Raw genomic sequence first — 25,852 nt, forward strand, 5'->3', positions numbered from 1 at the left:
AATGTCGTCATCAATGAAGAGAGCACCGTGGCCGCCGACAAGATCGACACCATCGTCAGCCTGAGCAAGCGCCGTGGCTTCGTCTATCCGTGCAGCGAGATCTACGGCGGCCAGCGCGCCGCCTGGGACTACGGACCGCTCGGCGTGGAGCTGAAGGAGAACATCAAGCGCCAGTGGTGGCGTTCCATGGTCACCTCGCGTGACGACGTCGTCGGACTCGACTCGTCCGTGATCCTCGCCCGTGAGGTCTGGGAGGCGTCCGGCCACGTCGCCACCTTCACGGATCCGCTGACCGAGTGCACCTCCTGCCACAAGCGGTTCCGCGCGGACCACCTGGAGGAGGCCTACGAGGCCAAGCACGGCAAGCTGCCCGAGAACGGCATGGCCGACCTCAATTGCCCGCACTGCGGCAACAAGGGCAGCTTCACCGAGCCCAAGCAGTTCTCCGGCCTGCTCTCCACCCACCTCGGCCCGACCCAGGACTCCGGCTCGGTCGCGTACCTGCGCCCCGAGACCGCCCAGGGCATCTTCACCAACTTCCTGGCCGTGCAGCAGACCTCGCGCCGCAAGCCGCCGTTCGGCATCGCGCAGCTCGGCAAGTCGTTCCGGAACGAGATCACGCCGGGCAACTTCATCTTCCGCACCCGCGAGTTCGAGCAGATGGAGATGGAGTTCTTCGTCAAGCCGGGCGAGGACGAGCAGTGGCACGAATACTGGATGGAGCAGCGCTACAACTGGTACCGGGACCTCGGCATCCAGGAAAGCAACATCCGCTGGTTCGAGCACCCGAAGGAGAAGCTCTCCCACTACTCGAAGCGCACCGCCGACATCGAGTACCGCTTCAGCTTCGGCGGCTCCGAGTGGGGTGAGCTGGAGGGCGTGGCCAACCGCACCGACTACGACCTCAAGGCGCACTCCGCGGCGTCCGGCCAGGACCTGTCGTACTTCGACCAGGAGGCCGGCGAGCGCTGGACCCCGTACGTCATCGAGCCGGCGGCGGGCGTCGGCCGCGCCATGCTGGCCTTCATGCTCGACGCGTACATCGAGGACGAGGCGCCCAACGCCAAGGGCAAGCTGGAGAAGCGCACCGTGATGCAGCTCGACCCGCGGCTCGCCCCGGTCAAGGTCGCGGTGCTGCCGCTGTCCCGCAACCCGCAGCTGTCCCCCAAGGCCAAGGGGCTCGCGGCGGACCTGCGCAAGCACTGGAACATCGAGTTCGACGACGCGGGCGCCATCGGCCGCCGCTACCGCCGTCAGGACGAGATCGGCACGCCCTTCTGCGTCACCGTCGACTTCGACACGCTCGACGACAACGCGGTGACCGTGCGCGAACGCGACACGATGAAGCAGGAGCGGGTCTCCCTCGACCAGATCCAGTCGTACCTGGGCGGCCGACTGATCGGCTGCTGACCAGCGCGTACGACAGGGCGCACAGCACGAGGACGGGCTCCGGCACCGCGGATAGAATGAAGCGGCGCCGGAGCCCGTCGTCGGCTTGGCAGGTTCGGTTCGGCAGGGGTTCGGCAGGAACGGGGGTTCACCAACCATGCGCAGCGTGACGCACCACATCACCGCCACCAGCGAGGACGGCACCGTCTTCGAGGTCAGCTATGGCTACGGCCGGGGACAGCGGCGGCTCCTCGGCTGCCTGCACTGTGACTGGCAGGAACAGATCACCTACGGCGGTGCCCGCCACAAGGGCCTCGACCACCTCGCCCAGGCCCACGGCGCCCTCGGATCCCCTCGCATGACCGCCGACGCGGCCGCCCGCCGCCAAGCCCTGCTGATCATGTTCGCGTGCTTCGCGGTGGCCGCGGTGATGCTGTGGTGGGCGGCGACCAAGGGGTGACCCGCGGGGTGCTCCGGGGCGAGGCGCCCTGTGGAGCGCCGCCCAGCGCGAGCGCCGCGCACACCGCGGCCAGCGGCAGCTCCGCGCCCAGCGCCATCGCCACGGCACCAGCCAGCTCTCCGCCCGAAGCGGCCGTCACCGTGTCGAACCACGCGTCCACCACCAGCAGCGCCCCGGTGGCGGCCGCGGTGAGGCGGTGACGGTCGTCCCCGCGCATCCGCAGGACGGCGGTGGAGAGCAGCCCGAGCGACTCGAGCGCGTCCAGGCCCACCCAAGCCGCGTTCCAGTGCGCTACGCGGGCGGTGGAGGGGAGCGTCCGCGCCAGTACGTACAGCCAGGGGACCAGCGCCAGTCCCGAGGCGAGCAACACCGGCTCGGGGCGTACCCGGGTGATCCGGTTGATCCACGTCAGGCGGGGCCGGGCGGGGGCGTACAGGGCGGCCATGGGGCGGGTCTCCTTCCGGACGGCCCGGGGATCGGGCCTGTCCGAAAGCCTGGTCGGCGCCACCGCCCGTGTCGCTCATGGCAGTTGCCGAGATGGGGTGGCACTAGTTGCACCCCGATTTCGGGCCTGAGCTCCAGCGCGCGGCCGCCCCGAGCCGCTCTAGAGTCGCCGTATGAGACTCCCGACCGTGCCGCGGTCCGCACGCGAACGCCTGCACCGGCTGCGGCGCGACCTCGCGTTCGGCGCCGTCGGCGCGGCGGTGCAGTTCGTGGCCTGGGCGATGCCGATGGCCATACCGTGGCTGATCTACGAGGACACGGCGAACTTGGTCGGGATCATGGTCGCGCTCACCGTCCCCCTCATCGTTCCGGCCGTGGCCACTCCGCTGCTGACGCGTGTCCAGCGGCGGCGGTTCAGGGCGCTGCCCGGCATCGAGATCACCGGTCCCGGCAGGGCCTGGCGGCAGCTCTGGTACCACCTCCTCGCGGGCCCGGCGGTCGCCTTCGGCGGGGTGCTGGCCGTCACGATGGGCCTCGTGGGTCTCGCTGCCGCCACCGTGTACATCTGGGTATGGGGGCTCCCGCTCTCCTGGCGGCTCGCCCACGTCGGCTACTCGACCCAGGCCGCGTATGTGACGGTCGCCGGGCTGATCGTGCTGACCCTCGCCTACGCGCTCGTCGGCGCCCTCGTACGGCTCGACGCGCGCGCCGCGACCGCGCTGCTGGGCCCCCTGCCGACCGAGGAACTGGAGCGCCGGGTCGAGGATCTGACCGAGAGCCGCGCGGGCGCGGTCGACGCGGCCGACGCCGAGCGCCGTCGCATCGAACGCGATCTGCACGACGGCGCCCAGCAGCGGTTGGTCTCCATGGCGGTCAACCTGGGCCTGGCCAAGGCCACCCTGACCGATCTGCCGGACGAGGCCCGGCAGGTGATCGAGGAGGCGCACCGGGAGGCCAAGGGGGCCATCGAGGAGCTGAGCAGCCTGGTGCGCGGGCTGCACCCGGCCGTCCTCGACGAACTCGGTCTGGACGCCGCCCTCTCCGGCATCGCGGCGCGCGCACCGCTGCCGGTACGGTTGCACGTCCATGTGCCGGAACGGGCCGCCCCGACCGTCGAGGCCGTCGCGTACTTCGTCGTCTCCGAGGCCCTCGCCAACGTCGCCAAGCACGCACGGGCCGAGCGGGCCGACGTCACGGTCGTCCGCGCCGGGGGCACGCTGCGGATCGTCGTCGAGGACGACGGGCAGGGCGGGGCCGACGCCGCCCGGGGCACCGGTCTCACCGGGCTCGCCAAACGCGCGGGCTCGGTGGACGGCACGTTCGGGATCAGCAGCCCCCGCGGGGGTCCGACCGTCATCACCGTGGAGCTGCCGTGCGTGCTGTGATCGCCGAGGACTCGGTCCTGCTGCGGATCGGCCTGGTCAAAGTGCTCCAGATGGCGGGCTTCGAGGTGACGGCGGAGGCGGCGGACGCGGAGGGGCTGCTGACGGCGGTGGAGGAGCACCGACCGGACATCGCCGTGGTGGACGTGCGGATGCCGCCGGGCTTCACGGACGAGGGTGTACGGGCCGCCCTGCTCATCCGGCAGCAGTGGCCGGACACGGCGGTGCTGCTGCTCTCGCAGTACGTGGAGGAGCGCTACGCGACCGATCTGCTCACCGCGCACACGAGCGGGATCGGCTATCTGCTGAAGCAACGCGTCGCGGACGTGGAGGAGTTCATCGACGCGCTGCGGCGGGTCGCGGGTGGTGGCACCGCGCTGGACCCGCAGGTCGTCTCCCAGCTCCTCGTCCGCCGCCACAGCGACCCGCTGGACCGGCTGACGCGCCGGGAGCGGGACGTGCTGGAGCTGATGGCGGGCGGCAGGTCGAACGCGGGGATCGCCGCGGCGCTGGTGGTCAGCGAGTCCGCGGTGGCGAAGCACATCAACAGCATCTTCGCGAAGCTGGATCTGCCGGTCGCCGATGCGGACCACCGCCGGGTGCTGGCGGTGCTGCGGTTCCTGGGGGTGAGCTGACCCCGGCCGCCGGGTGGCCCGGGGCCGGGGGGTCTCGCCTTCGGATAGGGCCTACGCCCGCAGGCCGTTCAGCAGCAGGTCGAAGAGGTCGGCGAAGGCCAGCTCCGCGCCGGGGTCCGACCACTCCTCGGCGTAGACCGGGTCGTGGAAGTGGGCCGTCGCGGACCACAGGGCCTGGGCCGTCTTGCGGGGGTTGCGCGTGGTGAACTCGCCGCTCGCGAGGCCGCTTTCGACGATCTTCGTGAGGTCGCCGACCATCGTCTCGACGTGCCGGGCGACGGTGCCGCTGTTCTCGTCGGCCAGGGACAGATAGGTGGCGAACAGCTCCGGATCGCCGCCCGCCTTGCGCCGCTTGGCGGCGAAGAGGGTGGCCAGCCACTCCCGGAGCCGCTCGGCCGCCGGGCCCTTGGCGCGGGCGATGGCGGCCAGTTCGTCGTGTGCCTGGTCGAGCCACCGCTCGGTGACCGCCTCGCGCAGGGCCGCCTTGGTACGGAAGTGACGGTAGACACTGCCGTGGCTGACCCCGAGCGCGCGGGCGACGTCCACGACCGTGGCCTTGGCCGGGCCGAAGCGGCGCAGCACGTCCTCGGTGGCTTCGAGGACGCGGTCGGGGGTCAGGGGTGTCTCGGGCGGCGGCATCGGGTCCCTACTTCTTCTCGCTGTCGAGGTCGGGCATCCGGCCCTGCGGATAGCGGTCGCCCGCTGCGGCGTCGGCCGGAACGGCCTCCTCGATCGCGGCCAGGTCGTCGGCGTCGAGCGTAGCGCCCAGGGAGCCGAGAGCCTCCGTCAGCTGCGCACGTGTGCGGGAACCGATCAACGGCACGATGGCCGTGGCGTGCTTGGGGCCCTGGGCGAGCACCCAAGCGATGGCGGTCTGCGCGACGCTGATGCCCTTGTCGTCGGCGACCTTGCGCAGGGCCTCGACCAGGCCGAGGTTGTGGTCGACGTTCTCGCTGCCGAAGCGCGGGCTGAAGCTGCGGAAGTCGCCCTCCGCGAGCTTGCGGTCCCGGCTCCAGTGGCCGCTGATCAGCCCGCGGGAGAGCACGCCGTACGCGGTGATGCCGACGCCCAGCTCACGGCAGACCGGCAGGATCTCGTCCTCGATGCCGCGGGAGATCAGCGAGTACTCGATCTGGAGGTCGCAGATGGGGGCGACGGCGGCGGCCCGGCGTATGGTCTCCGCGCCCGTCTCGGAGAGCCCGATGTTCCGTACGTACCCGGCCTCGACCAGCTCGGCGATGGCGCCCACGGTCTCCTCGATGGGGACGTCGGGGTCGACGCGGGCGATGCGGTAGACGTCGATGTGGTCGGCGCCGAGGCGCTGGAGCGAGTAGGCGGCGAAGTTCTTGACGGCGGCCGGGCGGCCGTCATAGCCGGACCAGCCGCCATCGGGGCCGCGCAGGGCGCCGAACTTCACGCTGAGCAGGGCCTTTTCGCGGTGGGCTGCGGGGGCGGTGCGCAGGGCCTCGTTGATGAGCAGTTCGTTGTGGCCCATGGCGTAGAAGTCGCCGGTGTCCAGCAGGGTGACCCCGGCGTCGAGGGCCGCGTGGATGGTGGCGATGGACTCGGCGCGGTCGGTGGGGCCGTACAGGGCGGACATGCCCATGCAGCCGAGGCCGATCGCGGAGACCTGGGGGCCGGTGGTGCCGAGTTGGCGCATCTGCATGGGGGTGCTCCTTGCGGGGACTCGGGGGTTCCATACGGGTGCGTGCGTTGGCAAGCGTGGCAGATGCGATGACAGATTTCAATATCTGTCATCGCCCACCTGTCATCGTCTGTCTGTCATCCGCTGGATGTCATCGCCCGCCTGATATCGCCCGTCTGCTAGCGCCCGCCTGATATCGCCTGCCCGTTACCGCTCGCCCGTCATCGCCTGTCTGCCATCGCCCGTCTGCTCTCCCCACGGGGCCGCTCACGCCACCACGCGCGGCAGCCGCAGGCTCATCAGCACCGTCAGGGCGACCGCCGCGAGCTGTGCCGCGAGCGTGATCACCAGTGCGTCGGCCATCCCCGCCGACGGCGCCAGCGAGAGGAACAGCGTGCCGAGCGTGGCGACGCCCAGCGCCAGCGAGGACTGCTGGGTCGTGACCATCACGCCGCTGCCCACCCCGGCCCGCTCGCTCGGCACCTCGGACAGCACGATCCGAATCAGCACCGGCAGCTGTAGCCCCTGCCCGAAACCGGCCAGCGCGACCCCCGGCAGCAGCCCCGCCAGTGACAGGTCCGGCCAGTCGCGCGCCACGGCCAGCATCAGCAGACCGAGGCCCACCGCCTGGAGCAGCCCGCCGGCGGTCACCACGCGACTGCCGTACCGGCCGACCAGGCGCGGCCCCATGAGCGAGGCCACGAAGAAGGCGGCGGCCATCGGCGCCAGCGCCAGTCCGGCCGCGACCGGCCCGTAGCGCAGGCCCTGTTGCAGGGCGACCGCGATGACGAACATGAAGCCGCCGAAGCCGATCGAGAACGGCACCAGCATCGGCAGCCCGCGCCGCAGCCCCCGCAGCGCGAACAGGCTCGGCGGCAGCAGCGGAGTGGCACCGGCCCGGTCGGCGCGGCGCTCGATCACGTAGAACGCCGCCGCAGCGAAGGGGAACACGCCCAGCAGCAGCCAGGTCCACAGTGGCCAGCCCGCCGCCCGTCCCTCGGTCAGCGGCACCATCAGCGTGATCAGCGAGACGGCCAGCAGCACCGTGCCCGGCACGTCCACCGGCGCGGGCCGGTCCGAGCGGGTCTCGGGCACCGTACGGAGGGCCAGCACCAGGCCGATCAGCGCGACCGGGACGTTGACCAGGAAGACCGCGCGCCACCCGGTGCCCGCGATGTCCGCGGCCACCAGCACCCCGCCCAGGATCTGCCCCGCCACCATGGCGAGACCGGCCGTCGCGCCGTACATGCTCAGCGCGCGGGCGCGGTGCGAGCCGCTGGTGGAGGAGTGGATGGTGGCGAGCACCTGCGGCAGCATCAGCGCCGCCGCGGCGCCCTGTGCGACGCGCGCCGCGACCAGGCTCCATGCGTCAGGGGCGAGGCCGCAGGCCAGCGAGGTCACCCCGAAGGCCGCCATTCCGGCGAGGAAGAGCCGTCGCCGCCCGAAGGAGTCGCCCAGCCGTCCGCCGAGGACGAGCAGTACCGCGTACGCGACGCCGTACCCCGCGACGATCAGTTCCAGGAGGGCCGGGCCCGCGTCCAGGTCGCGGTCCATGGTGGGCAGGGCCACGTTGACGATGAAGAAGTCGATCAGAGGAAGCGCCGCCCCGAGCAGCAGGGTGAACAGCCCCGGGCCGCTCAGCGTCCCACCGGGCGTCCCGCCATGCGGCGTCGTGGCGGTCCCCCGGGCGGCCGGTGCGGCCGGGGCGGCGGTTCTGGCGCGAATTTCTGTTTCGGTCACGCTTCAGACGATCGCGCCCCGCTCAGCCGGGTACCAGAGTGTCTTTATCCTGGTACAAGAAGTACCTGGCAACCGGCTGAGCCCTGGGGCACTCTGGAGCCATGACCATCACGGTGCAGCGTGCCACGGCCACCGGCGGGGCCGAGATCAGACGGACCGAGCTGGCGGCCTTTCTGCGCAGCCGCCGGGAGCGGATCACCCCCGAGCAGGTGGGGCTGCCCCGCGGCCGCCGCCGGCGGACCCCCGGGCTGCGCCGCGAGGAGGTCGCCCAGCTCTCCACGGTGGGCGTCACCTGGTACACCTGGCTGGAGCAGGCCCGGGACATCCATGTCTCGGTGCAGGTCCTCGACGCCATCGCCCGCGCGCTGCTGCTGGACCGCAGCGAGCGCGCGCACCTCTTCGCCCTCGCCGGGGAGATCGATCCGACCCCCGGGAGCGAGTGCTCCGGGGTACCGCAGTCGCTCCAGGTGATGCTGGAGCAGCTGGAGCCGTTCCCGGCGTGCGTGCAGAACGCCCGGTTCGACCTCCTCGCGTACAACCGCACCTACCGGCTGCTGATGTGCGACCTGGACCTGCTGCCGCCGGAGGACCGCAACTGCATGTGGCTGGCCTTCACCAACGAGGACTGGTGCGCGAGCCTGGTCGAGCGGGACGAGACGATCCGGATCATGGCCGCCAAGTTCCGCGCCGCGATGGCCGAACATGTCGCCGAGCCCGCCTGGAAGGCGCTGCTGCGGCGGCTGGAGGAGGCCTCACCGGAGTTCCGGGAGATCTGGGCGCGCCATGAGGTGCTGCGGCCCAGCGACAAGATCAAGGTCTTCCGGCAGTCGACGGTGGGCGTGCTGCGGCTGACCTCGAACAGTCTGTGGACCGGCCCCAACCAGGGGCCCAAGCTGCTCACGTACACCCCGGTGGACACCGAGACCCGTGAGCGTCTGGAGCGGCTTCACGCCCTCGCGCTCGAATTGGCCGAGGTCTGACCCGTCGGCCCGGCGTCCTCGAACAGCGCGGCGGCGTGCCGGGTGGTGGCCAGCGCCCAGCGGCCGGTGGTCAGGGCCCCCAGCAGCAGGATGACGGCACCGCATCCGGCGATGATCCACCAGGCGGGCCGGGCGGCGTCCACGAACGCGGCGGCGGCCGCGGCCGATGCCTTGTGGCCCGGCTCCGCACCCACCGCCCCGGCCGCCGCGCCCGCGGCCAGCACCGCGCCGATCACCGCGACCCCGAGCGACTGGCCCACCTGGCGGCTGGTGGAGGCGACGGCGGAGGCGACCCCGGCCTGCGAACGGGGCATCCCGGAGACCGCCGTATTGGTGATGGGCGCGTTGACCAGTCCGAATCCGATGCCGAACAGCACATAGCCGGTCAGCATCAGCACATTGCTGGACTCGGCGTCGAAGACGGCGAACAGCACCCCGCTGGCTCCTATCGTCACCCCGGCCAGCAGCAGCGGCAGCCGGGGCCCGCCGTGGCCCACCAGCCGCCCGGACAGCGGTGCGCAGATGAAGCACATGAACGCCATCGGCAGCATCCACAGCCCGGCGTGCAGGGCGTCGAGTCCGCGGACGTCCTGGAGATAGAGCGTGTTCATGAAGAGGAAGCCGCCGAGCGCCGCGAAGGCGCTCACCGCGATGACCGTCGCCCCGCTGAAGGGCGCGCTGTGGAAGAAGCGCACATCGATCAGCGGTTCGGTGCGCCGCCGCTCGTAGCGGATCAGCGCGACCAGCCCGACGACGGCGACCGCCGTGCACACGGAGATCAGCGGCGAGTCCCAGCCGTGCCCGGGCGCCTCGATGATCGCGTACGTCAGGGAGCCGAGGACGGCGATGACCAGCAGCTGGCCGATGGGGTCGGGCCTGCGGGGCTTCGGAGCGCGCGACTCCGGTACGAAGCGGGCGGTCAGTGCCATCGCCGCGAGCCCGACCGGAAGGTTTATCCAGAAGATCGAGCGCCAGCCGACCGACTCCACCAGCACCCCGCCGACGATCGGCCCCGCCGCCATGCTGATGCCGACGACCCCGCCCCACACCCCGATCGCCCGCGCCCGCTCCCGGGGCTCGGTGAAGGTGTTGGTGATGATCGACATGGCCACGGGGTTGAGCATCGAACCGCCGATGGCCTGCACCATGCGGAAGCCGACCAGCGCCTCCAGGCTGGGCGCGATGCTGCACAGCGCCGAGCCGAGGGTGAAGATCACCAACCCGGCCTGGAAGACGCGCTTGCGCCCCAACCGGTCGGCCGTCGACCCGGCGAGCATCAGCAGCGCGGCGAGGACGAGCGTGTACGCGTCGATCGTCCACTGCATTCCGGAGACGGAGGCGTTCAGATCGCTCCGCATCGAGGGCAGGGCGACGTTCAGCACGGTGTTGTCGAGGCTGACGATCAGCAGGCTCATGCAGCAGATCGCCAGCACGAGCATGCGCCGCCGAGGGCTGAGCTCAGGCATGGTTGAACGCTACAACGATGTCGTGGATTACGGAGGGTACGAACCGCCCGGCCGATCCCCCGCGCGGGTGCGGGACAATGAGAGGTCCGGTCCCTACGAACGCTCTTACCCGCCCCCGAAGGAAGCCTCACCCCATGACCCAGACGCAGCTGAAGGTCGGCCCGTACACGGTCCAGCCACCGGTCGTCCTCGCACCGATGGCCGGGATCACCAACGCGCCGTTCCGCACCCTGTGCCGGGAGTTCAGCGGCGGCAAGGGGCTGTTCGTCAGCGAGATGATCACGACCCGGGCGCTGGTCGAGCGGGACGCCAAGACCATGCGGCTGATCCACTTCGACGGCACCGAGAAGCCGCGCTCCATCCAGCTGTACGGGGTCGACCCGGTGACCGTCGGCAAGGCCGTGCGGATGATCGTGGACGAGGACCTGGCCGACCACATCGACCTCAACTTCGGCTGCCCGGTGCCCAAGGTGACCCGCAAGGGCGGCGGCTCGGCGCTCCCGTACAAGCGGAACCTGCTGCGCGCGATCCTGCGCGAGGCCGTCACCGGCGCGGGCCCGCTGCCGGTGACCATGAAGATGCGCAAGGGCATCGACGACGACCACATCACCTACCTCGACGCGGGCCGGATCGCCGTCGAGGAGGGCGTGACCGCGATCGCGCTGCACGGCCGCACCGCCGCCCAGCACTACGGCGGCACGGCGGACTGGGACGCCATCGCGCGGCTGAAGGAGACCGTCCCGGAGATCCCGGTCCTGGGCAACGGCGACATCTGGTCCGCCGAGGACGCGGTGCGGATGATGGACCGGACCGGATGCGACGGCGTGGTCGTCGGGCGCGGCTGTCTGGGGCGGCCGTGGCTCTTCGGCGACCTGGTGGCGGCGTTCGCCCCCGGCGGCGAGACCGGCGGCGGGGCCGGTTCCGCCCGGCCCACGCTGAAGGAGGTCGCCGGCGTGATGCGCCGCCACGCCGAGTTGCTCGCCGAGTGGCTGGAGGACGAGGAGCGCGGCGTGATCGACTTCCGTAAGCACGTCGCCTGGTACACCAAGGGCTTCTCGGTCGGCTCCGAGATGCGCAAGCGGCTCGCGATCACCTCGTCCCTGGCCGAGCTGGACGATCTGCTGGCCGGGCTGGACCTGGACCAGGAGTGGCCGCCCGGCGCCGACGGCCCCCGCGGCCGCACCTCGGGCCGCAACCGGGTGGTGCTCCCGGACGGCTGGCTGGCGGACCCGTACGACTGCGCGGGCGTGACCGCGGACGCGGAGCTGGACACCTCGGGCGGCTGAGCCTTCAGGGGCCGCCAGCGGGACGAGCCTTCAGGGGGATGAGCCGACCGCCAGGTCCAGCGTCAGCGCCGCCGTCCAGCTGAAGTCCCGGGTGCCGCGCGCCTCCTCCGTGTACGGGTCGACGTACTCGGCGAACCCGGAGGCGGCGGCCACCTCCAGGGCCGCGGCCCGCAGCGCGTCCGCCTCGCCCACCGCGCCGTGCAGCCGCAGACCGCGCTCCAGCAGCCAGTTGACGTTGAACCAGGCGGGGCCGCGCCAGTAGCGCGACGGGTCGAAGGCGGCGCCGCGCAGGTCGTAACTGGGCACCAGGCGCACCGAGGTGCCCAGCCCGAAGTGCTCGCCCGCGGCGGTACGGAGCAGCGCGTCGACCGTGGCCCGGGGCAGCTCCGGGACGAGCAGCGGCAGCAGGCCCGCCGCGCTCAGTTCGGGGATCAGGCCACCGCCCACCACATCGCGGCACAGGAACAGCCCGGCGGCCGGGTCCCACAGCCGGTCCAGCAGGGCGGCCGTCAGCCGGGCAGCTCGGGCGCGGTGCGGGCGGGGGTCAGCGCCGAGGCTCGACGCGATCTCGGCCAGGGCGTGTTCGGAGGCGATCAGCAGCGCGTTGACGCCCGGGTCCTCGACGGTGAACGCGTGGCTGCCGGGGCGGTCCTCGTAGCCCCCGTCCCGGTAGTCCGCCGCGAGGCGCACGTACCGCCCGTAGTCCAGGTCCGTCGGGCGGTCGGTGGCCGCGCCGTGGTCGAGGTCGGCGCGCTGGAACGTCTCCGGCGGTACGGGGTCGACGCGGGCCAGCGGGGCGTCCCAGCAGGGGCTGTTGTCCATGCCCGGCTCCCAGGGGTGGACCACCGCCACCAGACCGCCGCCGCCCAGATCGCGCCGGTCGGTCAGATAGCGGTGCCAGGCGGCGAGCCGGGGGTACGTACGCGCCAGGAAGCCGGATCCCACCGAGGCGCGCGGGTCGGCGCGGTGCACCAGCAGACAGGCGAGCGCGTGCACCGGCGGCTGGACGATCCCGGAGGTCGCGACGCCGGGCGGGGCGCCGGTGTGCCCCGTGGACGGCCGCCAGAAGTCGGGGCCCGGGAAGTAGGCGCCCGGCGGCACCGCCTGGTTGTAGACGATGTGGGGGATCCGTCCGTCGTCCCACTGGGCCGTGAGCAGGGTTTCCAGTTCCCGCTGGGCGCGGCGTACCGAAAGATGACGCGATCCGATCGCGATGAACGCCGAATCCCAGCTCCACTGGTGCGGATAGAGGCCACGGGAGGGGACTGTGGAGGAGCCCGTCCAGTTCTCGTCGAGGACGCGTCGCGCGCCGGGCACCACCTGCGCGAGCGCGCGCCGGGCGCTGGTCACGGGGCCTCCTCATCATGGCGTGTGGGGGCACGATACCGGCCCTGCGACCGCCACCCACCTGCGAATCGCTCATCTGAGCGAGCACCCTCTCGTTGGTGTCCATAGGGTGAGACGAGGCACTCTGGAGGGGGGTGATTCTCGCCACTCTGATCAAGCCCTCGCTCAGATGAGCGGAAGTGGAGGAGTGCTTCGGCGGTCGGTCGCTGCGCTCACCTCCTCAATGCATGGCACTCAGTGCCATGCCTCGATGTTCGAACCCTCGAACCAGCGATAACACACAGTGATCAATTGCCTGTCGGTCATATGCGTGGCGTGTGCATGTGTTCGACTCTTGAAGGAGTGACCCACGCCACTCCTTTTGGTGGTGCCCTTTCGAACACGTGGCAGGCGGGTGGTTACAGCCGAATGACGGTGGAGTGGACATACTCAGGAGCCTTCGATCTGGGTACGCTCCCCGCCGTCAGGGCAGCCGAGCCGAGGAGATCGAGTCCCGTGCCGGAAACACAAGATCAGCAGAAGTTCGTTTACGACTTCACCGAGGGCAACAAGGATCTCAAGGACCTGCTCGGCGGGAAGGGTGCGAACCTCGCCGAGATGACCAATCTCGGTCTCCCCGTGCCACCGGGATTCACCATCACCACCGAGGCCTGCAAGGTCTACCTCGACAGTGGTTCCGAGCCCGTGGCCCTCCGCGACGAGGTGAGTGCGCACCTCGAAGCCCTCGAGGGGAAGATGGGGAAGAAGCTCGGCCAGGCCGACGACCCGCTCCTGGTATCCGTACGCTCCGGCGCGAAGTTCTCGATGCCCGGGATGATGGACACCGTCCTCAACATCGGCCTCTCCGACGAGTCCGTCGCCGGGCTCGCCGCGCAGGCGGGCGACGACCGGTTCGCCTGGGACTCCTACCGCCGCCTGATCCAGATGTTCGGCAAGACCGTGCTGGGCGTGAACGGCGACCTCTTCGAAGAGGCCATCGACGCGGCCAAGCAGGCCAAGGGCGTCACCGTCGACATCGACCTGGACGCCGCCGACCTCAAGAAACTGGTCGCCGAGTTCAAGTCGATCGTCTCCCAGGAGACCGGCCGCAGCTTCCCGCAGGAGCCGCGCGAGCAGATGGACCTCGCCGTCCGGGCCGTGTTCGACTCCTGGAACGGCGACCGCGCCAAGCTCTACCGCCGCCAGGAGCGCATCCCGCACGACCTGGGCACCGCGGTCAACATCTGTTCCATGGTCTTCGGCAACCTCGGCCCCGACTCGGGCACCGGCGTCGCCTTCACCCGCGACCCGGCCAGCGGCCACCAGGGCGTCTACGGCGACTACCTCCAGAACGCCCAGGGCGAGGACGTCGTCGCGGGCATCCGCAACACCGTTCCGCTCGCGGACCTGGAGCAGATCGACAAGCGCTCGTACGACGAGCTGATGCAGATCATGGAAACGCTCGAGACGCACTACAAGGACCTGTGCGACATCGAGTTCACCATCGAGCGCGGCAAGCTGTGGATGCTCCAGACCCGGGTCGGCAAGCGCACCGCCGGTGCCGCCTTCCGGATCGCCACCCAACTGGTCGACCAGGGCCTGATCGACGAGGCCGAGGCGCTGCGCCGGGTCAACGGCGCGCAGCTCGCGCAGCTGATGTTCCCGCGCTTCGACGAGGAGGCCGCGGCGAGCGACGCCGTACGGAAGATCGGGCGCGGCATCGCCGCCTCCCCGGGCGCCGCCGTCGGCAAGGCCGTCTTCGACTCGTACACCGCCGTCAAGTGGTCCCGCTCCGGTGAGAAGGTCATCCTCATCCGCCGCGAGACCAACCCCGACGATCTGGACGGCATGATCGCCGCCGAGGGCATCCTCACCTCCCGCGGCGGCAAGACCTCGCACGCCGCCGTCGTCGCCCGCGGCATGGGCAAGACCTGTGTGTGCGGCGCCGAGGACCTGGAGGTCGACACCAAGCGCCGCCGCATGATCGTGCCGAGCGCGGACGGCAAGGACGACCTGGTCATCGAGGAGGGCGACGTCGTCTCGATCGACGGCTCCTCCGGCAAGGTCTACCTGGGCGAGGTCCCGGTCGTCCCGTCCCCGGTGGTCGAGTACTTCGAGGGCCGGATGCACGCGGGCGCCGACGACGCCGACGAACTGATCGGCGCCGTCCACCGGATCATGGCGTACGCGGACCGGGTCCGCCGCCTGCGGGTACGGGCCAACGCGGACAACGCCGAGGACGCCGCCCGCGCCCGCCGCTTCGGCGCCCAGGGCATCGGGCTGTGCCGCACCGAGCACATGTTCCTCGGTGAGCGCCGTGAGATGGTCGAGCGGCTGATCCTCGCCCACGGCGACGAGGAGCGCGACGCCGCGCTCGGCGAGCTGCTGCCGCTCCAGAAGAAGGACTTCGTGGAGCTGTTCGAGGCGATGGACGGGCTGCCCGTCACCGTCCGGCTGCTCGACCCGCCGCTGCACGAGTTCCTGCCCGACATCACCGAGCTGTCGGTGCGCGTCGCGCTCGCAGAATCCCGCAAGGACCACAACGAGAACGACTTGCGGCTGCTCCAGGCCGTCCACCGGCTGCACGAGCAGAACCCGATGCTGGGCCTGCGCGGCGTACGCCTCGGCCTCGTCATCCCCGGCCTGTTCGCCATGCAGGTCCGGGCCATCGCCGAGGCCGCCGCCGCCCGCCGGAACGCCAAGGGCGACCCGCGCGCCGAGATCATGATTCCGCTCGTCGGCACCGTCCAGGAGCTGGAGATCGTCCGCGAGGAGGCCGAGCAGATCATCGCCGAGGTCGAGCGCGCCCACGGCGTGGACCTCAAGCTCGCCCTCGGCACCATGATCGAGCTGCCCCGCGCCGCGCTGACCGCCGCTCAGATCGCCGAGTCCGCCGACTTCTTCTCCTTCGGCACCAACGACCTCACCCAGACCGTGTGGGGTTTCTCCCGCGACGACGTCGAGGCCAGCTTCTTCACCGCGTACCTGGAGAAGGGCATCTTCGGCGTCAGCCCCTTCGAGACGATCGACAAGGACGGCGTCGGCTCCCTGGTCCGCGCCGCCGCCCAGGCCGGCCGGACCACCCGCCCTGACCTCAAGCTCGGCGTCTGCGGTGAGCACGGCGGCGACCCGGAGTCCGTCCACTTCTTCCACGAGGTGGGCTTGGACTACGTCTCCTGCTCCCCGTTCCGTATCCCCGTCGCCCGCCTGGAGTCGGGCCGCGCGGCGGCGAACGGCCGCTGACGGCGGCGAGCGCGAGCCGATAAGGCCACCGGGGCACCACAGCCGGGACACCCACCCTCACCCGGCAACGCGGCCCCGGCTCTCAAAGGGGGCGGCACCTTGTGCGGAGGTGCCGCCCCCTCTTTTGTTCGCCGCTTGCCGACGCGTGAATCGGATACCTGCGCCTCCCCTTGTTGTAATGTCACTTCCTGATGTAGTACTTCTTATACATGAGCGAGCAGGTGCACAACAGGCTGGCGATGGTGCGCGCGGAACGCAAGGTGTCGCGGCAGGCGCTGGCTGAAGCGGTCGGCGTCCACTATCAGACCATCGGCTACATCGAGCGTGGGCAGTACAACCCGAGCCTCGATCTCGCCTTGCGCGTCGCCGAGTTCTTCGATCTGCCAGTGGAGGCGCTCTTCTCTCTCCGGCCGTTCCGCCCGCTCACGGACGAGGTTTACGGGAGGAATAAGTGACCACCGCAGGCGCGCCCCGGCGAGACCGGCGTCCACGCTACGACGAGCGCATGTTTTCCATCATGAACAACCGCGAGGCGGACGCACTGTACGCGACGGTTGCCCGTCGCCGCGTGGCTGTTGCGGTCCATGTGGTGCTTACGGTGGCATCCGTGGTCACGGGTGTCGGCGTGTACGTGACCGGGAGGACCTGGCTCGCCATCGTCCTTATTGCCCTCATCCTTCCCTGGTGTGTGGCCACCGGCGTGATCAACGGCGCCACTCGCGGCCTTCTCGAACTGCGGACGCACGTCCTGGACGAACGTCAGCTGGCGGAGCGGGACCGGGTGCGGGCGCGGGCGAACCGCCTGACCACGTACCTGTTGGCGGGCGCCGTCATAGGCGTCGCCGTGTGCGCCTGGACCGGTCAGGTGCCGACAGGGAACCTGCTCGCACCGGTCCTGGTCGCGGTGTTCGTAGCGCACTGGCTGATGCCGATGTGGGTGGCGGGCCTGGCAGCTCGGGACGAACCGGAGGAGGGATTGGAGGCGCTCTAGCTGTGCTGTCCCGGCGGGGACACTGGATCGAACGGGTCGCGCTGCTTCGGGTAGGTGGGCGCGCAGTCGGGGCAGGCGAATACCGTCCCGCCGCCGACGCTGGCGCCGTACTCGATCGCGACGACGACCGGTTGGCTTGTCGTCCGCTGGCAACGGGCACAGACCTGGGGCATCACCGGGCTGTCGCCTCCTCTGCGGGATCGGTGGCGATCGCTCGCGCCAGCGCCTTGCGGAGTCGGTCCGTGTCGGTGAGATACCGGTCGGGGCCGACGGGGATGCGCCAGTGCAGGCGAGGTCCGGTGGTGTGCGTGGCCGGTGGTACGCCGACGTAGGTGACCTCGGCGGTGTGCGCGCCGAGAGCGTGGATGTTCTCCATGCGGCCCCACCACTCGGCGTGGCCGCTGGGGATGAGCCAGTACATCAGGCCGTAGTCCGCGATGACGGCGCCGGACGCGTCGCCGAGTAATGCGAGGGCGCGTTCGCCGATCTCGGCGGGGGCGCGAAGGACGTCCCAGTGCGGGCCGACCTTGACCATCTCTACTTCGCCGCGCGGTGGAGTCCACGGCGCGGCTGTTCTGTTGTTCTGCACGGGATCCCCCGGCGTCATCGGTGATCAGGTGATGACTGACAGTAGGGGCGCCGTGGCAGGGGTAGGGACACAGCTTGTGTCCCTACCTCGGTCAGACCACGCCGAGGCGCATACCGAACTCCAACAGCGCTCGGTTGCGATTCGTGTTCAGCATGGTGCTGGTGGTCTCGCGGACACCCGCATGCATCCGCGTCGCCTGTGGCGCCAACCGCTCGGCTTCGAGGAACGAGTCAAGGGCTTGATCGTGCTGTCCGTTGTAGTAGCGCGCCCGGCCCACGTCGATGTAGTGGTGCGAGCGCCGTTCCTGCGCGTACTTGGCGGGGAATTTGCCCGTGATGTGCTCGGCGCGGCGCACCGCGTCCCGGCCTTTCCCCATCTCCACGGGCAGCGAGACTGACCAGATGGCGACGTTGGTCGGGCCGAATTGCAACTGGTAGTCGTTGCGGTCACCGGCCAGTTGGGCGGCCAGCCGCTCCGCCTTCTGCAACTCGGCCTCGGCCGCCTTCCCTGCCGTGGCTCGCGCGTAGTTCAGGCTCGCCTTGAGGTGGAAGGCCCCGGTGAGCGAAACCTTCTCCGGCTGGTCGTTGTTGATGCGCCCCAGTTCGGTGAGGGCTTCGTCGATGATAGCGCCGGCCTCGTCGTGCTCGCCGATGCTCAGGAACTCGCCAGCGTTGTACCAGCGTGCGGACAGCGCCCGTAGCGGATCGTCCGTTTGCGCTGCGGACCACACAACCCGTTCGGTGGCGAGGGTGGCATCGGAGCTGCGGCCGAGTTTGTAGAGGTACTGCATGGCGCACTCATAGCCAGACGCCAACAGGTCGTAAGCGGCTCGGCGTTCGTCTCCCGTGGACACGTCGGCGGCCACTTGCAGGTCACGTAGAAGCGCAGGCAGCAGGTTCCCGCTCTTCGCGAGCGCGGCAGTCTGCCGGTATCGATTCGCTTCAGCGACCCGCGCGCGGAGTTCGGGAAGGTCTACCTCGGCGGCCTCCTGGTCGGAGGGACGGGTGGGGCGGCCGTGACGGAGGAGTGCACGCCGCACCGCGGCGACGGCAGCGACGGCGGCCTGACCGTCGAGATCCGAGTCAGGGGGCGTGTAGGGCTGACCAGTGATTTCGGTGGGGTGGCAGTCGAGCGCCTTGACGAACGTGAGGATCACGTCGGCCCGGTCCAGTGACCGCTTGCCCTGCTCGAACTTCTTCACGGACGAGAGTGAGTAGCCACTCTCCTGGGCGAGCTTGCGCTGATCCCAGCGGCGACGCATCCGCAGACGGGCGAGCCTCTGGCCATTCGTCTGTGCGCCCTCCGGCACGCCAAAATTCTCGGGCATACTCAGCTCCGTTCTGACGTAGACACTCAGAACGGTACCCCCGTAGCAGGGGGAGTTGCGGCCGGTCGGCCCTCACGACGCGGCCTGCACCACCGCCATGAGGGCCTTGGAGATCAGTGGTGAGACGGAGTCGCGCCGTATCACGGCAGAACTCCGTCGAGTCGTCACCAGCCTGGCGCCGTGGCGACGCACGCCGATGGTGCGAGACCTGGCCGAGGCGGTCGCCGCGGTGTGAAGACTAGGCTTCCCGGTACCAAGATCTGCCAGGAGGCCCCATGCACATCAGCGAGCTGGTCGGCACGGACGAGTGGCATACCGCCGAGGGGCGACCGTACGTCGTCTACAAGTACGCGGCCACCCTGGACGGCCGGATCGCCGCGGCGGACAGCACCAGCCAGTGGATCACCAGCGCGGAGTCCCGTACGGAGGTCCATGCCCTGCGTGCGGCCTGCCAGGCAACCGTGGTCGGCTCCGGTACTCAGCAGGCCGACAACCCGCACCTCGCCGTGCGCTCCGCCAAGGACGACCCCAAGCTGAAGGTGGCCGTACCCGTCGACGAGCAGCCGTGGCGGGTGATCGTGGACAGCAATGCGCGGACCCCGGCCGATGCCCGGGTCCTCGATGACGCGGCGCCAACGCTGATTGCTGTCGCCGACGACGTGGACGCCACGCACCTGGAGGGCATCGCGACCGTTGTCCGACTGCCCCGGGCGAAGGAGGGTCTGGACCTCGGCAAGCTGCTCGGTGAGCTGGACGGCCGTGGCGTGCGCGGCATGTTCCTCGAAGGAGGGCCCACCCTTGCCGCGTCGTTCGTGTCGTCCGGGCTGGTCGACCGGATCATCGCCTACATCGCACCCGCGGTCCTCGGCCGCGGCAAGAGCGCGCTCCAGGGCGGCACCATCGAGTCGATGGACGACATCCTGCGGTGCGAGCTGCTGGACGTCTCGCGGTCCGGCCCGGACGTCCGGCTGGTCGCGCGCCCGCGGCGATGACGCCCATGAGACGCCTATGAAGGGACGGCACCTTTGTGCGGAGGTGCCGCCCCCTCTCACTCCCCCCACGGGAGCCGTTGCCGCCCGGCATCGGATCGGGCGGCAACAAGTGCCCTGTCGCCGTTGTGCGCTCGTCACCCCCCACGGGAACGAGCAATACGGCCCAGAGCACCGCCTGTTGAATTACGGACGGACGTCGGTGGTGTTTCCCGGCGCGCCCGGTTTTCCCGAAGAACAGCTTTCCTCTTGGACGGGGCGTAGCGCTCCCCCTTTCACATCTGGCCAAAAGGGCGTGGTCACTGACCGTGCCAGCGTGCATACTCAACGGTGGTCGGGGGGCGGTCACCATGTCACTTGTGAGGGTCTGGTGCTACGTGTTCATTTCAGTGAACTCGATCTGGCCCGGCTGCGGATGGCCATCCGCCCGGACGCGCTCTGGGAGACCGTTTTAAGTTTCCACCGGTTGCGCGAGAACCGTGCGGAGACCGTATACGGGGAATGGCGCTCGGAGGCGCGTAACCGGCTCAACGGCGAAGGGCGGCTGCTGGCCCCGCTCATTCCCTCGCGGGGCTATTTCCCCGACTTCCTGACGCCCGCCGAAGGGGTAATCGGGTGCGACGCCGCCATGGACGCGTTGCACGCGACGCCCGCCGAGCGGCTGCACGCCGAGATCGACCGGCTGCCGTCGGCCCGGGCGCTGCCGGGGTGGATACGTGGGCTGGCGCAGGGCGAACGGCGGCCGCTGGACCGGCTGGTGACGGTGCTGCGCTCGTACCACGAGGCCGCCGTGGCGCCGTACTGGCCGCATATACAGGCCCGTATCGAGGCCGACCGGGCGGCCCGCGGCCGGGCGCTGCTGGACGGGGGCGCGGACGGGTTGCTGTCCTCGCTGCCGCCGACCATGCGCTGGCGTGCGCCCGTGCTGGAGGTGGACTATCCCGTCGACCGGGACCTGGAGCTGCGCGGCCGGGGGCTGTTGCTCCTGCCGTCGTTCTTCTGCCGGAGGACGCCGGTGACGTATCTCAATCCGGAGCTGACCCCGGTTCTCGTCTACCCCGTGGAGCACGCGCGGAGCGGCGTCCCGGCCCAGCCGCGGGCCGGTATCGCGCCCGCGCCCGCCGCGCCCGGCCAGACGCGCGTCCTCGGCAAGCTCGTCGGCCACACCCGCTCGGCGGTGCTGCTGGAGGTCGGCGGCGGCTGTACGACGAGCGAACTCGCCCGCCGGGTCGGCGTATCGCTCGCCTCGGCCAGCCAGCACGCGAGCGTGCTGCGCGAGGCGGGGCTCGTCCACACGCTGCGCCAGGGCGGCGCCGTCCTGCACACCCTCACCCCGCTGGGCGCCGCCCTGCTGCGCGGCGGCGGCCCGGCGGCCCCGGCGCGGGGTGCGGGGCGTCAGTCGTCGATGCCGGTGCGTTCGACGCCCGCGACGATGTAGCGCTGGAGGACGAGGAAGACGACCAGCAGCGGCACGATCGACACGGCGGCGGCCACGAACAGCTCGTGGAGGTTGACGCTCTGCGCGGTGGTGAACGTCGACAGCGCGACCTGGACCGTCCACGCCTCCCGGTCCTGGCCGATGACCAGCGGCCACAGGAAGGAGTTCCAGGCGCCGATGAAGACGATCGTGCCGACCGCGGCGAATACCGGCCGCGCGTTCGGCACCACGACCTGCCAGTACGTACGCCAGTAGCCGAGCCCGTCCACCCGCGCCGCGTCCTCCAGCTCCCTGGGGAAGCCCAGGAAGTACTGCCGGAAGATGAACGCCGCGACCGCGCTGAACAGCGTCGGCACGACGAGACCGCGCAGCGTGGAGATCCAGCCGAGCGAACTGACCAGCACGAAGCTCGGGACGAAGGTGACCGCGGCCGGGACCATCAGGGTGCCCAGGATCCAGTAGAAGACGGCGTCGGCGTAGCGGTACGGGATGCGGGCCAGCCCGTACCCGGCGAGTGAGGCGAGCAGCACGGTGCCGAGGGTGGTGAGGACGGCGATCAGGGAGGAGTTGAGCAGCGCGTGCGCCATCGGCACGTTCGGGTCGTCGAACAGCTCGGTGACGTTCGACCAGTGCAGCTCGCCCGGGAAGAACGTCCAGCCGGGCGAGGTGATGTCCGCCTCGCTGGACAGGCCGTTGCGTACGAGGAGATAGAACGGGATCAGGAACAGCAGCGCGAGGGCGATCAGCAGGATGAGTCGTACCGCGCGACCTACGGCGACCAGGGCGTCCCGTACGTCGCGCGACTGGTGACGAGGGCGAGGGCGCATCAGTCCTCCTTTCGGCCCAGGCCGAACCAGCGCGCCTGGACCACCGTCACCACCGCGATGATCAGCGCGAGGATCACCGCGCCCGCGCTGCCGAGGCCCAGGTTCTGCCCCTGTCCGAGCGCCGTGTAGTAGAGGTAGACCAGCGGCGGGCGGGCGTACGGCGGGTAGCCGCGCGAGTCGGCCAGCAGGTTGTAGAATTCGTCGAACGCCTGAAACGCGTTGATCACCAGCAGCAGCACCACCGCGACCGACGTCGCCCGCAGCTGCGGAAAGGTGATGTGCCGGAACACCTGCCACCCCGGCCGGGCCCCGTCCACGGCGGCCGCCTCGTACAGCCGCGGCGAGACGCGCTGGAGTCCGGCCAGGAACAGCACCATGTAGAAGCCCGCCTGGAGCCACAGCCGCACGGTGACGATCACCAGCCAGTACCAGGGCGGATCGGTGGTCGACAGCCAGGCGATCTGATCGGCGCCGAACCAGCCGAGGACGGTGTTGGCCAGCCCGAACCGCACCCCGTTGAAGATCGACATCTTCCAGATCAGCGCCGCCACGACATAACTGCACGCGACGGGAAGAAAGAACACCGACCGGAAGAACGCCTGCGCCCGGGGCAGCCGGTTCACCATCAGCGCGAGGGAGAGCGAGAGCACATAGGTCGCGGGGACGATGAAGGCCGTGAAGACCAGGAACGTCACCAGGCTGCCGGTGAACGCGTCGTCGCGCAGCATCGCCATGTAGTTGTCCAGCCCGACGAAGCGGGCCGGCGTGACCGTGTTGTGTGCGTCGAAGAAGCTGAGGTACGCGCTCCAGGCGAGGGGGACGTACGTGAAGAGGGTCAGACCGAGGACGAAGGGGCCGACGAAGATCCAGAACCAGAGCGCCCGGTTCTGACGCCCCAGCAGCTTGCTGGGCATCAGCTCTTCTTCTGGGCGTTCTGTACGCGGCGCAGTTCCGCCGCGGTCTTACGGACCACCGACCGCAGCTCGCTCTCCGGGTTCGCGCCGCCCTTGATGATGCGGCTCAGCGCGTCCTGGTACGCGACCTTGCTCGCCGGCGTCCACAGCAGCGGCTCGGCGTGGCCGTGCTCGGTGGCGAACCGCACCGCTTCGCCCGCCGCGCCCTGCCGCAGCTTGGGGGCCTTCTGCGCGAGCGACATCCGGGCCGGGATGTGGAATCCGTAGGTGAGCGCGAAGTCCTCCTGATACTCCGTCTTCTCCACCCACAGCCACTTGACGTACGCCTTCGCCAGCTCCTTGTGCTCGCTGCGCGCGCTCACCGCCGCGCCGTACGCCCCCACCGGCACCGCGGGCCGCCCCTGCGCACCCTCCTTGGGGAACGGCAGCACCCCGAAGTCGTCCCCCAGCGCCTTCTCCACCTGCGGCAGTGCCCACAGCCCCGACCACTGCATGGCCGTCAGCCCCTGGGTGAACGCGGCCGGATCCGACCAGTCCGACGGCGCGCCCAGCAGCAGCGACTTCTCCGCGTACAGCTGGCGCAGCTTGCCGAGCGTGCGGGCCGCGGCCGGGTCGTCGAAACCGACCTTTCCGTCCTCGGTGATCAGCTCAAGACCGGCGGCGTTGAGCGGCGTGCCGCCGAGGACGCCGGGACCGCCGTCGTTGCCCAGGAACAGCCCCTTGACGTCTCCAGTGGTCAGCGCCTTCGCCGCGTCGACCAGCGCGTCCAGGGTCCGGGGCGGCTCCACCCCGGCGTCCTTCAGCATGCTGGTGCGGTAGTAGAGCAGCTGCATGTCCACCACTTGCGGGATGGCCCAGACCTTGCCCTGGTACGTCTTGGGGGCGAGCACGGCCGGGTTGATGTCGTCCTTCGCCTCCTTGAGGAGGTCCGTCAGGTCGACCACCTGCCCGCCCTGGATCTGGTCCAGCGTCGGCCCGTTGACCTCGAAGACGTCCGGCCCGGACTTCGTCAGCAGCGCGGCGGCGGTCTGCTGGTCGTAGTTGCCCGGCCGCCACTGGACCTCGACGCGGGCGTCGTCGAAGTCGTCCGCGTACCGCTTCACCGCCTGCTCGGTGCCGGGCTCGCCGTACTGGTGGTACCACTGCGACAGGGTCGGCTTGCCGTTCCTGTCGTCCCCGCTCCGCCCGGTGTTGGATCCGCACGCGGTGGCCGTCGCCCCGGCCAGGGCGAGCCCGCCGCCGGTGCCGAGCAGTCTCCTACGGCTGATGGACATGTGACCGCGCCCCCTTTTGCTGCGTCGTCGCCGTCAGACTCAACGATCAACCTTGGGGCGGGATTACGACAGGTGGGTTGCGGCCGTATATCAACTGCCCTTGCTGGCCTCGGTGTCGATCTCGTCGAAGACGCGCTGGGCTGTCGCGAACGCGGAGTTGGCCGCCGGGACACCGCAGTAGATCGCGCTCTGGAGCAGTACTTCGCCGATCTCGTCGCGCGTCAGGCCGTTGGTGAGCGCGGAACGGACGTGCATCGCCAGCTCGGCGTCATGGCCGTGCGCGATGAGCGCGGTGAGGGTGACGGCGCTGCGCATACGGCGGTCCAGGCCGTCCCCGGTCCAGATCTCGCCCCATGCGTAGCGGGTGATGAAGTCCTGGAAGCGGGCGGTGAACGGGGTCGTACGGGCCACCGCGCGGTCCACGTGGGCGTCGCCCAGTACGGCGCGCCGGACGGCCATTCCGGCGGCGTGCCGGGTGGTGTCGTCCGTGGGCGCTTTTGTGTCGGGGTTCGCGAAGTGGGTGACCAGGGCCGAGGTGACCGCTTCCGGGCGCTCCGCGCCCGCCAGGTGGGCCGCGTGGGCGACCTCCACCAGGCTCGCGCCCGGGGTCGCGTCCGCGATCTCGCGGGCGTGCGGGGGAGGGGTGGCCGGGTCGTCGCGGCCCGCCACGACCAGGGTGGGGGCGGTGATGGACGGCAGCACGTCGCGTACGTCGTAGTCGGCGAGGACGTCGCAGCAGGCCGCGTAGCCCGCGCGGTCGGTGTCGCGGAGGTCCTGGAGCAGGGCGCGACCGCGGTCGGTGTCGGCGAACTCGTGCGAGAACCAGAGGCCCGGGCGGCTCGCCACCATCGCTTCTGTGCCCTGTTCGCGTACGAGCTTCGCCCGGTCCCGCCAGACGGAGGGCTCGGCGAAGTGCGCCGAGGAGCAGACGATTGCGAGGGAGGAGACGCGGTCGGGGTGGTGCGCGGCGAGATACAGGCCGACGGCGCCGCCGATGGAGATGCCCGCGTACGAGAAGCGGTCCCAGTTGTGGGCGTCGGCGAGGTTGAGTACGAGTGCGGCGAGGTCGGCGATGGTGGCGCTGCCGTCGTTGGGGAGCGCGGTGGCTGGAGAGCCGCCGTGGCCCGGTAGGTCCCAGCGCAGGGTGCGGTGGGTGCGGGCGAGGGCGGGGAGTTGCGGCTCCCAGACGGCGAGGGATGTGCCGATGGAGGGGCCGAGGATGAGGGGCGGGGCGGTGGCTGGGCCGTCCAGGGTGGCGTTGAGTTCGTGGGTGTGGCTCACGGGGTGGCTCTCCGGGGGGTGGTTGGTGGGGTGGCTTGGGGTGTGGATGCGGGTGCCGGTGCCGGTGCGTGGGTGCTTGTCCCCCACCCCGCCCCTTCCCGAACCATGGGCGCTGCCCCTGGACCCCGGGGTTTCGTTGCCGGGCGCGGGCCGGTGGGTGGGTTGTGCCCGCCCGTTCCTCCCCCAGCTACCGCTGGGAGGTGCCCCCTCCGCGGAACGATTGCCC

At 70.6% G+C, this 25,852-nt stretch carries 23 protein-coding genes; 11 read left to right on the forward strand and 12 right to left on the reverse strand.

All coding sequences use genetic code 11. The annotated features are described in order from the left end of the window. Positions 1–27: 27 nt before the first annotated feature. Both SSOG_RS30085 and SSOG_RS30090 read left to right on the forward strand, forming a co-directional pair. Positions 28–1,410: a glycine--tRNA ligase gene (locus SSOG_RS30085; RefSeq protein ID WP_009718033.1), complete on the forward strand. Its 1,383-nt coding sequence runs from the start codon at positions 28–30 to the stop codon at positions 1,408–1,410. A 136-nt stretch (positions 1,411–1,546) separates the two neighbouring features. Continuing rightward, a complete protein-coding gene (locus SSOG_RS30090) occupies positions 1,547–1,849 on the forward strand; it encodes a hypothetical protein (protein WP_009718035.1) in 303 nt (100 codons plus the stop codon). Here the strand turns inward: SSOG_RS30090 and SSOG_RS55025 are convergent. After that, complete coding sequence (locus tag SSOG_RS55025) at positions 1,788–2,294, reverse strand: hypothetical protein (protein WP_208867382.1); 507 nt, start codon at positions 2,292–2,294, stop codon at positions 1,788–1,790. The two genes, SSOG_RS30090 and SSOG_RS55025, sit on opposite strands and share 62 nt — an antisense overlap. A 172-nt stretch (positions 2,295–2,466) precedes the next feature. Between SSOG_RS55025 and SSOG_RS30100 the strand changes: the two genes are divergently transcribed. Then, a complete protein-coding gene (locus SSOG_RS30100) occupies positions 2,467–3,678 on the forward strand; it encodes a sensor histidine kinase (RefSeq protein ID WP_039939042.1) in 1,212 nt (403 codons plus the stop codon). Beyond that, complete coding sequence (locus SSOG_RS30105; protein WP_009718038.1) at positions 3,666–4,310, forward strand: response regulator transcription factor; 645 nt, start codon at positions 3,666–3,668, stop codon at positions 4,308–4,310. The genes SSOG_RS30100 and SSOG_RS30105 overlap by 13 nt, the downstream gene beginning before the upstream one ends. A 51-nt stretch (positions 4,311–4,361) precedes the next feature. Here SSOG_RS30105 and SSOG_RS30110 read toward each other — a convergent pair whose 3' ends face one another. The 3 genes from SSOG_RS30110 to SSOG_RS30120 form a co-directional block, all read right to left on the reverse strand. Beyond that, positions 4,362–4,949: a TetR/AcrR family transcriptional regulator gene (locus SSOG_RS30110; protein ID WP_009718039.1), complete on the reverse strand. Its 588-nt coding sequence runs from the start codon at positions 4,947–4,949 to the stop codon at positions 4,362–4,364. 7 nt (positions 4,950–4,956) lie between these two features. Then, a complete protein-coding gene (locus SSOG_RS30115) occupies positions 4,957–5,976 on the reverse strand; it encodes an aldo/keto reductase (protein ID WP_009718040.1) in 1,020 nt (339 codons plus the stop codon). A 246-nt stretch (positions 5,977–6,222) separates the two neighbouring features. Continuing rightward, a complete protein-coding gene (locus SSOG_RS30120; protein WP_009718041.1) occupies positions 6,223–7,695 on the reverse strand; it encodes an MFS transporter in 1,473 nt (490 codons plus the stop codon). 101 nt (positions 7,696–7,796) lie between these two features. On the opposite strand from SSOG_RS30120, the gene SSOG_RS30125 reads away from it, so the two are divergent. Continuing rightward, a complete protein-coding gene (locus SSOG_RS30125) occupies positions 7,797–8,675 on the forward strand; it encodes a helix-turn-helix transcriptional regulator (RefSeq protein ID WP_039939045.1) in 879 nt (292 codons plus the stop codon). On the opposite strand, the gene SSOG_RS30130 is transcribed toward SSOG_RS30125, so the two are convergent. After that, complete coding sequence (locus SSOG_RS30130) at positions 8,642–10,141, reverse strand: MFS transporter (protein ID WP_039939047.1); 1,500 nt, start codon at positions 10,139–10,141, stop codon at positions 8,642–8,644. The genes SSOG_RS30125 and SSOG_RS30130 overlap by 34 nt on opposite strands. 134 nt (positions 10,142–10,275) lie before the next feature. Here SSOG_RS30130 and dusB point away from each other — a divergent pair, with 134 nt between their 5' ends. Further along, the gene (gene dusB, locus SSOG_RS30135) at positions 10,276–11,427 is read left to right on the forward strand and encodes a tRNA dihydrouridine synthase DusB (protein ID WP_009718044.1); all 1,152 of its coding nucleotides are present in this window, start codon (positions 10,276–10,278) and stop codon (positions 11,425–11,427) included. Positions 11,428–11,457: 30 nt separating this feature from the next. On the opposite strand, the gene SSOG_RS30140 is transcribed toward dusB, so the two are convergent. Continuing rightward, positions 11,458–12,777: an MGH1-like glycoside hydrolase domain-containing protein gene (locus SSOG_RS30140; protein ID WP_009718045.1), complete on the reverse strand. Its 1,320-nt coding sequence runs from the start codon at positions 12,775–12,777 to the stop codon at positions 11,458–11,460. Positions 12,778–13,269: 492 nt separating this feature from the next. Here SSOG_RS30140 and ppdK point away from each other — a divergent pair, with 492 nt between their 5' ends. The 3 genes from ppdK to SSOG_RS30155 all read left to right on the forward strand — a co-directional run bounded on the left by ppdK (position 13,270) and on the right by SSOG_RS30155 (position 16,987). Beyond that, positions 13,270–15,996: a pyruvate, phosphate dikinase gene (gene ppdK / locus SSOG_RS30145; RefSeq protein WP_009718046.1), complete on the forward strand. Its 2,727-nt coding sequence runs from the start codon at positions 13,270–13,272 to the stop codon at positions 15,994–15,996. Positions 15,997–16,205: 209 nt separating this feature from the next. After that, on the forward strand, positions 16,206–16,451 hold the full coding sequence (locus SSOG_RS30150; protein WP_009718047.1) for a helix-turn-helix transcriptional regulator: 246 nt from the start codon (positions 16,206–16,208) through the stop codon (positions 16,449–16,451). Continuing rightward, positions 16,448–16,987, forward strand: coding sequence for a hypothetical protein (locus SSOG_RS30155; RefSeq protein ID WP_009718048.1), 540 nt, complete (start codon positions 16,448–16,450; stop codon positions 16,985–16,987). The genes SSOG_RS30150 and SSOG_RS30155 overlap by 4 nt, the downstream gene beginning before the upstream one ends. 172 nt (positions 16,988–17,159) lie before the next feature. Here SSOG_RS30155 and SSOG_RS30165 read toward each other — a convergent pair whose 3' ends face one another. Both SSOG_RS30165 and SSOG_RS30170 read right to left on the reverse strand, forming a co-directional pair. Next, positions 17,160–17,594, reverse strand: a complete 435-nt coding sequence (locus tag SSOG_RS30165; protein WP_009718050.1) for a hypothetical protein — start codon at positions 17,592–17,594, stop codon at positions 17,160–17,162. Positions 17,595–17,667: 73 nt separating this feature from the next. Continuing rightward, a complete protein-coding gene (locus SSOG_RS30170) occupies positions 17,668–18,903 on the reverse strand; it encodes a helix-turn-helix domain-containing protein (RefSeq protein ID WP_009718051.1) in 1,236 nt (411 codons plus the stop codon). Between the two features lie 275 nt (positions 18,904–19,178). Here SSOG_RS30170 and SSOG_RS30175 point away from each other — a divergent pair, with 275 nt between their 5' ends. Further along, complete coding sequence (locus SSOG_RS30175; RefSeq protein WP_009718053.1) at positions 19,179–19,895, forward strand: RibD family protein; 717 nt, start codon at positions 19,179–19,181, stop codon at positions 19,893–19,895. 367 nt (positions 19,896–20,262) lie between these two features. Next, positions 20,263–21,330, forward strand: a complete 1,068-nt coding sequence (locus SSOG_RS30180) for an ArsR/SmtB family transcription factor (RefSeq protein WP_009718054.1) — start codon at positions 20,263–20,265, stop codon at positions 21,328–21,330. Here SSOG_RS30180 and SSOG_RS30185 read toward each other — a convergent pair. The 4 genes from SSOG_RS30185 to pcaDC form a co-directional block, all read right to left on the reverse strand. Next, entirely contained in the window at positions 21,288–22,157 is an 870-nt protein-coding gene (locus SSOG_RS30185; protein ID WP_009718055.1) for a carbohydrate ABC transporter permease, read from the reverse strand. The two genes, SSOG_RS30180 and SSOG_RS30185, sit on opposite strands and share 43 nt — an antisense overlap. Next, the gene (locus SSOG_RS30190) at positions 22,157–23,071 is read right to left on the reverse strand and encodes a carbohydrate ABC transporter permease (protein ID WP_009718056.1); all 915 of its coding nucleotides are present in this window, start codon (positions 23,069–23,071) and stop codon (positions 22,157–22,159) included. Before SSOG_RS30190 ends, SSOG_RS30185 begins: the two co-directional genes overlap by 1 nt. Continuing rightward, positions 23,071–24,345 (reverse strand): ABC transporter substrate-binding protein, encoded by a 1,275-nt coding sequence (locus SSOG_RS30195; RefSeq protein WP_009718057.1) that lies wholly within the window; start codon positions 24,343–24,345, stop codon positions 23,071–23,073. Before SSOG_RS30195 ends, SSOG_RS30190 begins: the two co-directional genes overlap by 1 nt. A gap of 90 nt (positions 24,346–24,435) precedes the next feature. Continuing rightward, positions 24,436–25,713 carry a bifunctional 3-oxoadipate enol-lactonase/4-carboxymuconolactone decarboxylase PcaDC gene (gene pcaDC, locus SSOG_RS30200; protein ID WP_009718058.1) on the reverse strand — a complete coding sequence of 426 codons (1,278 nt, stop codon included), beginning with the start codon at positions 25,711–25,713 and terminating at the stop codon, positions 24,436–24,438. Between the last annotated feature and the right edge of the window lie 139 nt (positions 25,714–25,852).

The sequence above is a fragment of the Streptomyces himastatinicus ATCC 53653 genome, assembly GCF_000158915.1.
Classification (GTDB): Bacteria; Actinomycetota; Actinomycetes; order Streptomycetales; family Streptomycetaceae; genus Streptomyces; species Streptomyces himastatinicus.

Bases quoted from the DNA above. Each gene is read 5' to 3' on its own strand.
- SSOG_RS30090 (WP_009718035.1), top strand. From the start codon at position 1,547: ATGCGCAGCGTGACGCACCACATCACCGCCACCAGCGAGGACGGCACC.
- SSOG_RS55025 (WP_208867382.1), bottom strand. From the start codon at position 2,294: ATGGCCGCCCTGTACGCCCCCGCCCGGCCCCGCCTGACGTGGATCAAC.
- SSOG_RS30100 (WP_039939042.1), top strand. From the start codon at position 2,467: ATGAGACTCCCGACCGTGCCGCGGTCCGCACGCGAACGCCTGCACCGG.
- SSOG_RS30110 (WP_009718039.1), bottom strand. From the start codon at position 4,949: ATGCCGCCGCCCGAGACACCCCTGACCCCCGACCGCGTCCTCGAAGCC.
- SSOG_RS30115 (WP_009718040.1), bottom strand. From the start codon at position 5,976: ATGCAGATGCGCCAACTCGGCACCACCGGCCCCCAGGTCTCCGCGATC.
- SSOG_RS30125 (WP_039939045.1), top strand. From the start codon at position 7,797: ATGACCATCACGGTGCAGCGTGCCACGGCCACCGGCGGGGCCGAGATC.
- SSOG_RS30130 (WP_039939047.1), bottom strand. From the start codon at position 10,141: ATGCCTGAGCTCAGCCCTCGGCGGCGCATGCTCGTGCTGGCGATCTGC.
- dusB (WP_009718044.1), top strand. From the start codon at position 10,276: ATGACCCAGACGCAGCTGAAGGTCGGCCCGTACACGGTCCAGCCACCG.
- SSOG_RS30150 (WP_009718047.1), top strand. From the start codon at position 16,206: ATGAGCGAGCAGGTGCACAACAGGCTGGCGATGGTGCGCGCGGAACGC.
- SSOG_RS30165 (WP_009718050.1), bottom strand. From the start codon at position 17,594: ATGACGCCGGGGGATCCCGTGCAGAACAACAGAACAGCCGCGCCGTGG.
- SSOG_RS30170 (WP_009718051.1), bottom strand. From the start codon at position 18,903: ATGCCCGAGAATTTTGGCGTGCCGGAGGGCGCACAGACGAATGGCCAG.
- SSOG_RS30175 (WP_009718053.1), top strand. From the start codon at position 19,179: ATGCACATCAGCGAGCTGGTCGGCACGGACGAGTGGCATACCGCCGAG.
- SSOG_RS30185 (WP_009718055.1), bottom strand. From the start codon at position 22,157: ATGCGCCCTCGCCCTCGTCACCAGTCGCGCGACGTACGGGACGCCCTG.
- SSOG_RS30190 (WP_009718056.1), bottom strand. From the start codon at position 23,071: ATGCCCAGCAAGCTGCTGGGGCGTCAGAACCGGGCGCTCTGGTTCTGG.
- SSOG_RS30195 (WP_009718057.1), bottom strand. From the start codon at position 24,345: ATGTCCATCAGCCGTAGGAGACTGCTCGGCACCGGCGGCGGGCTCGCC.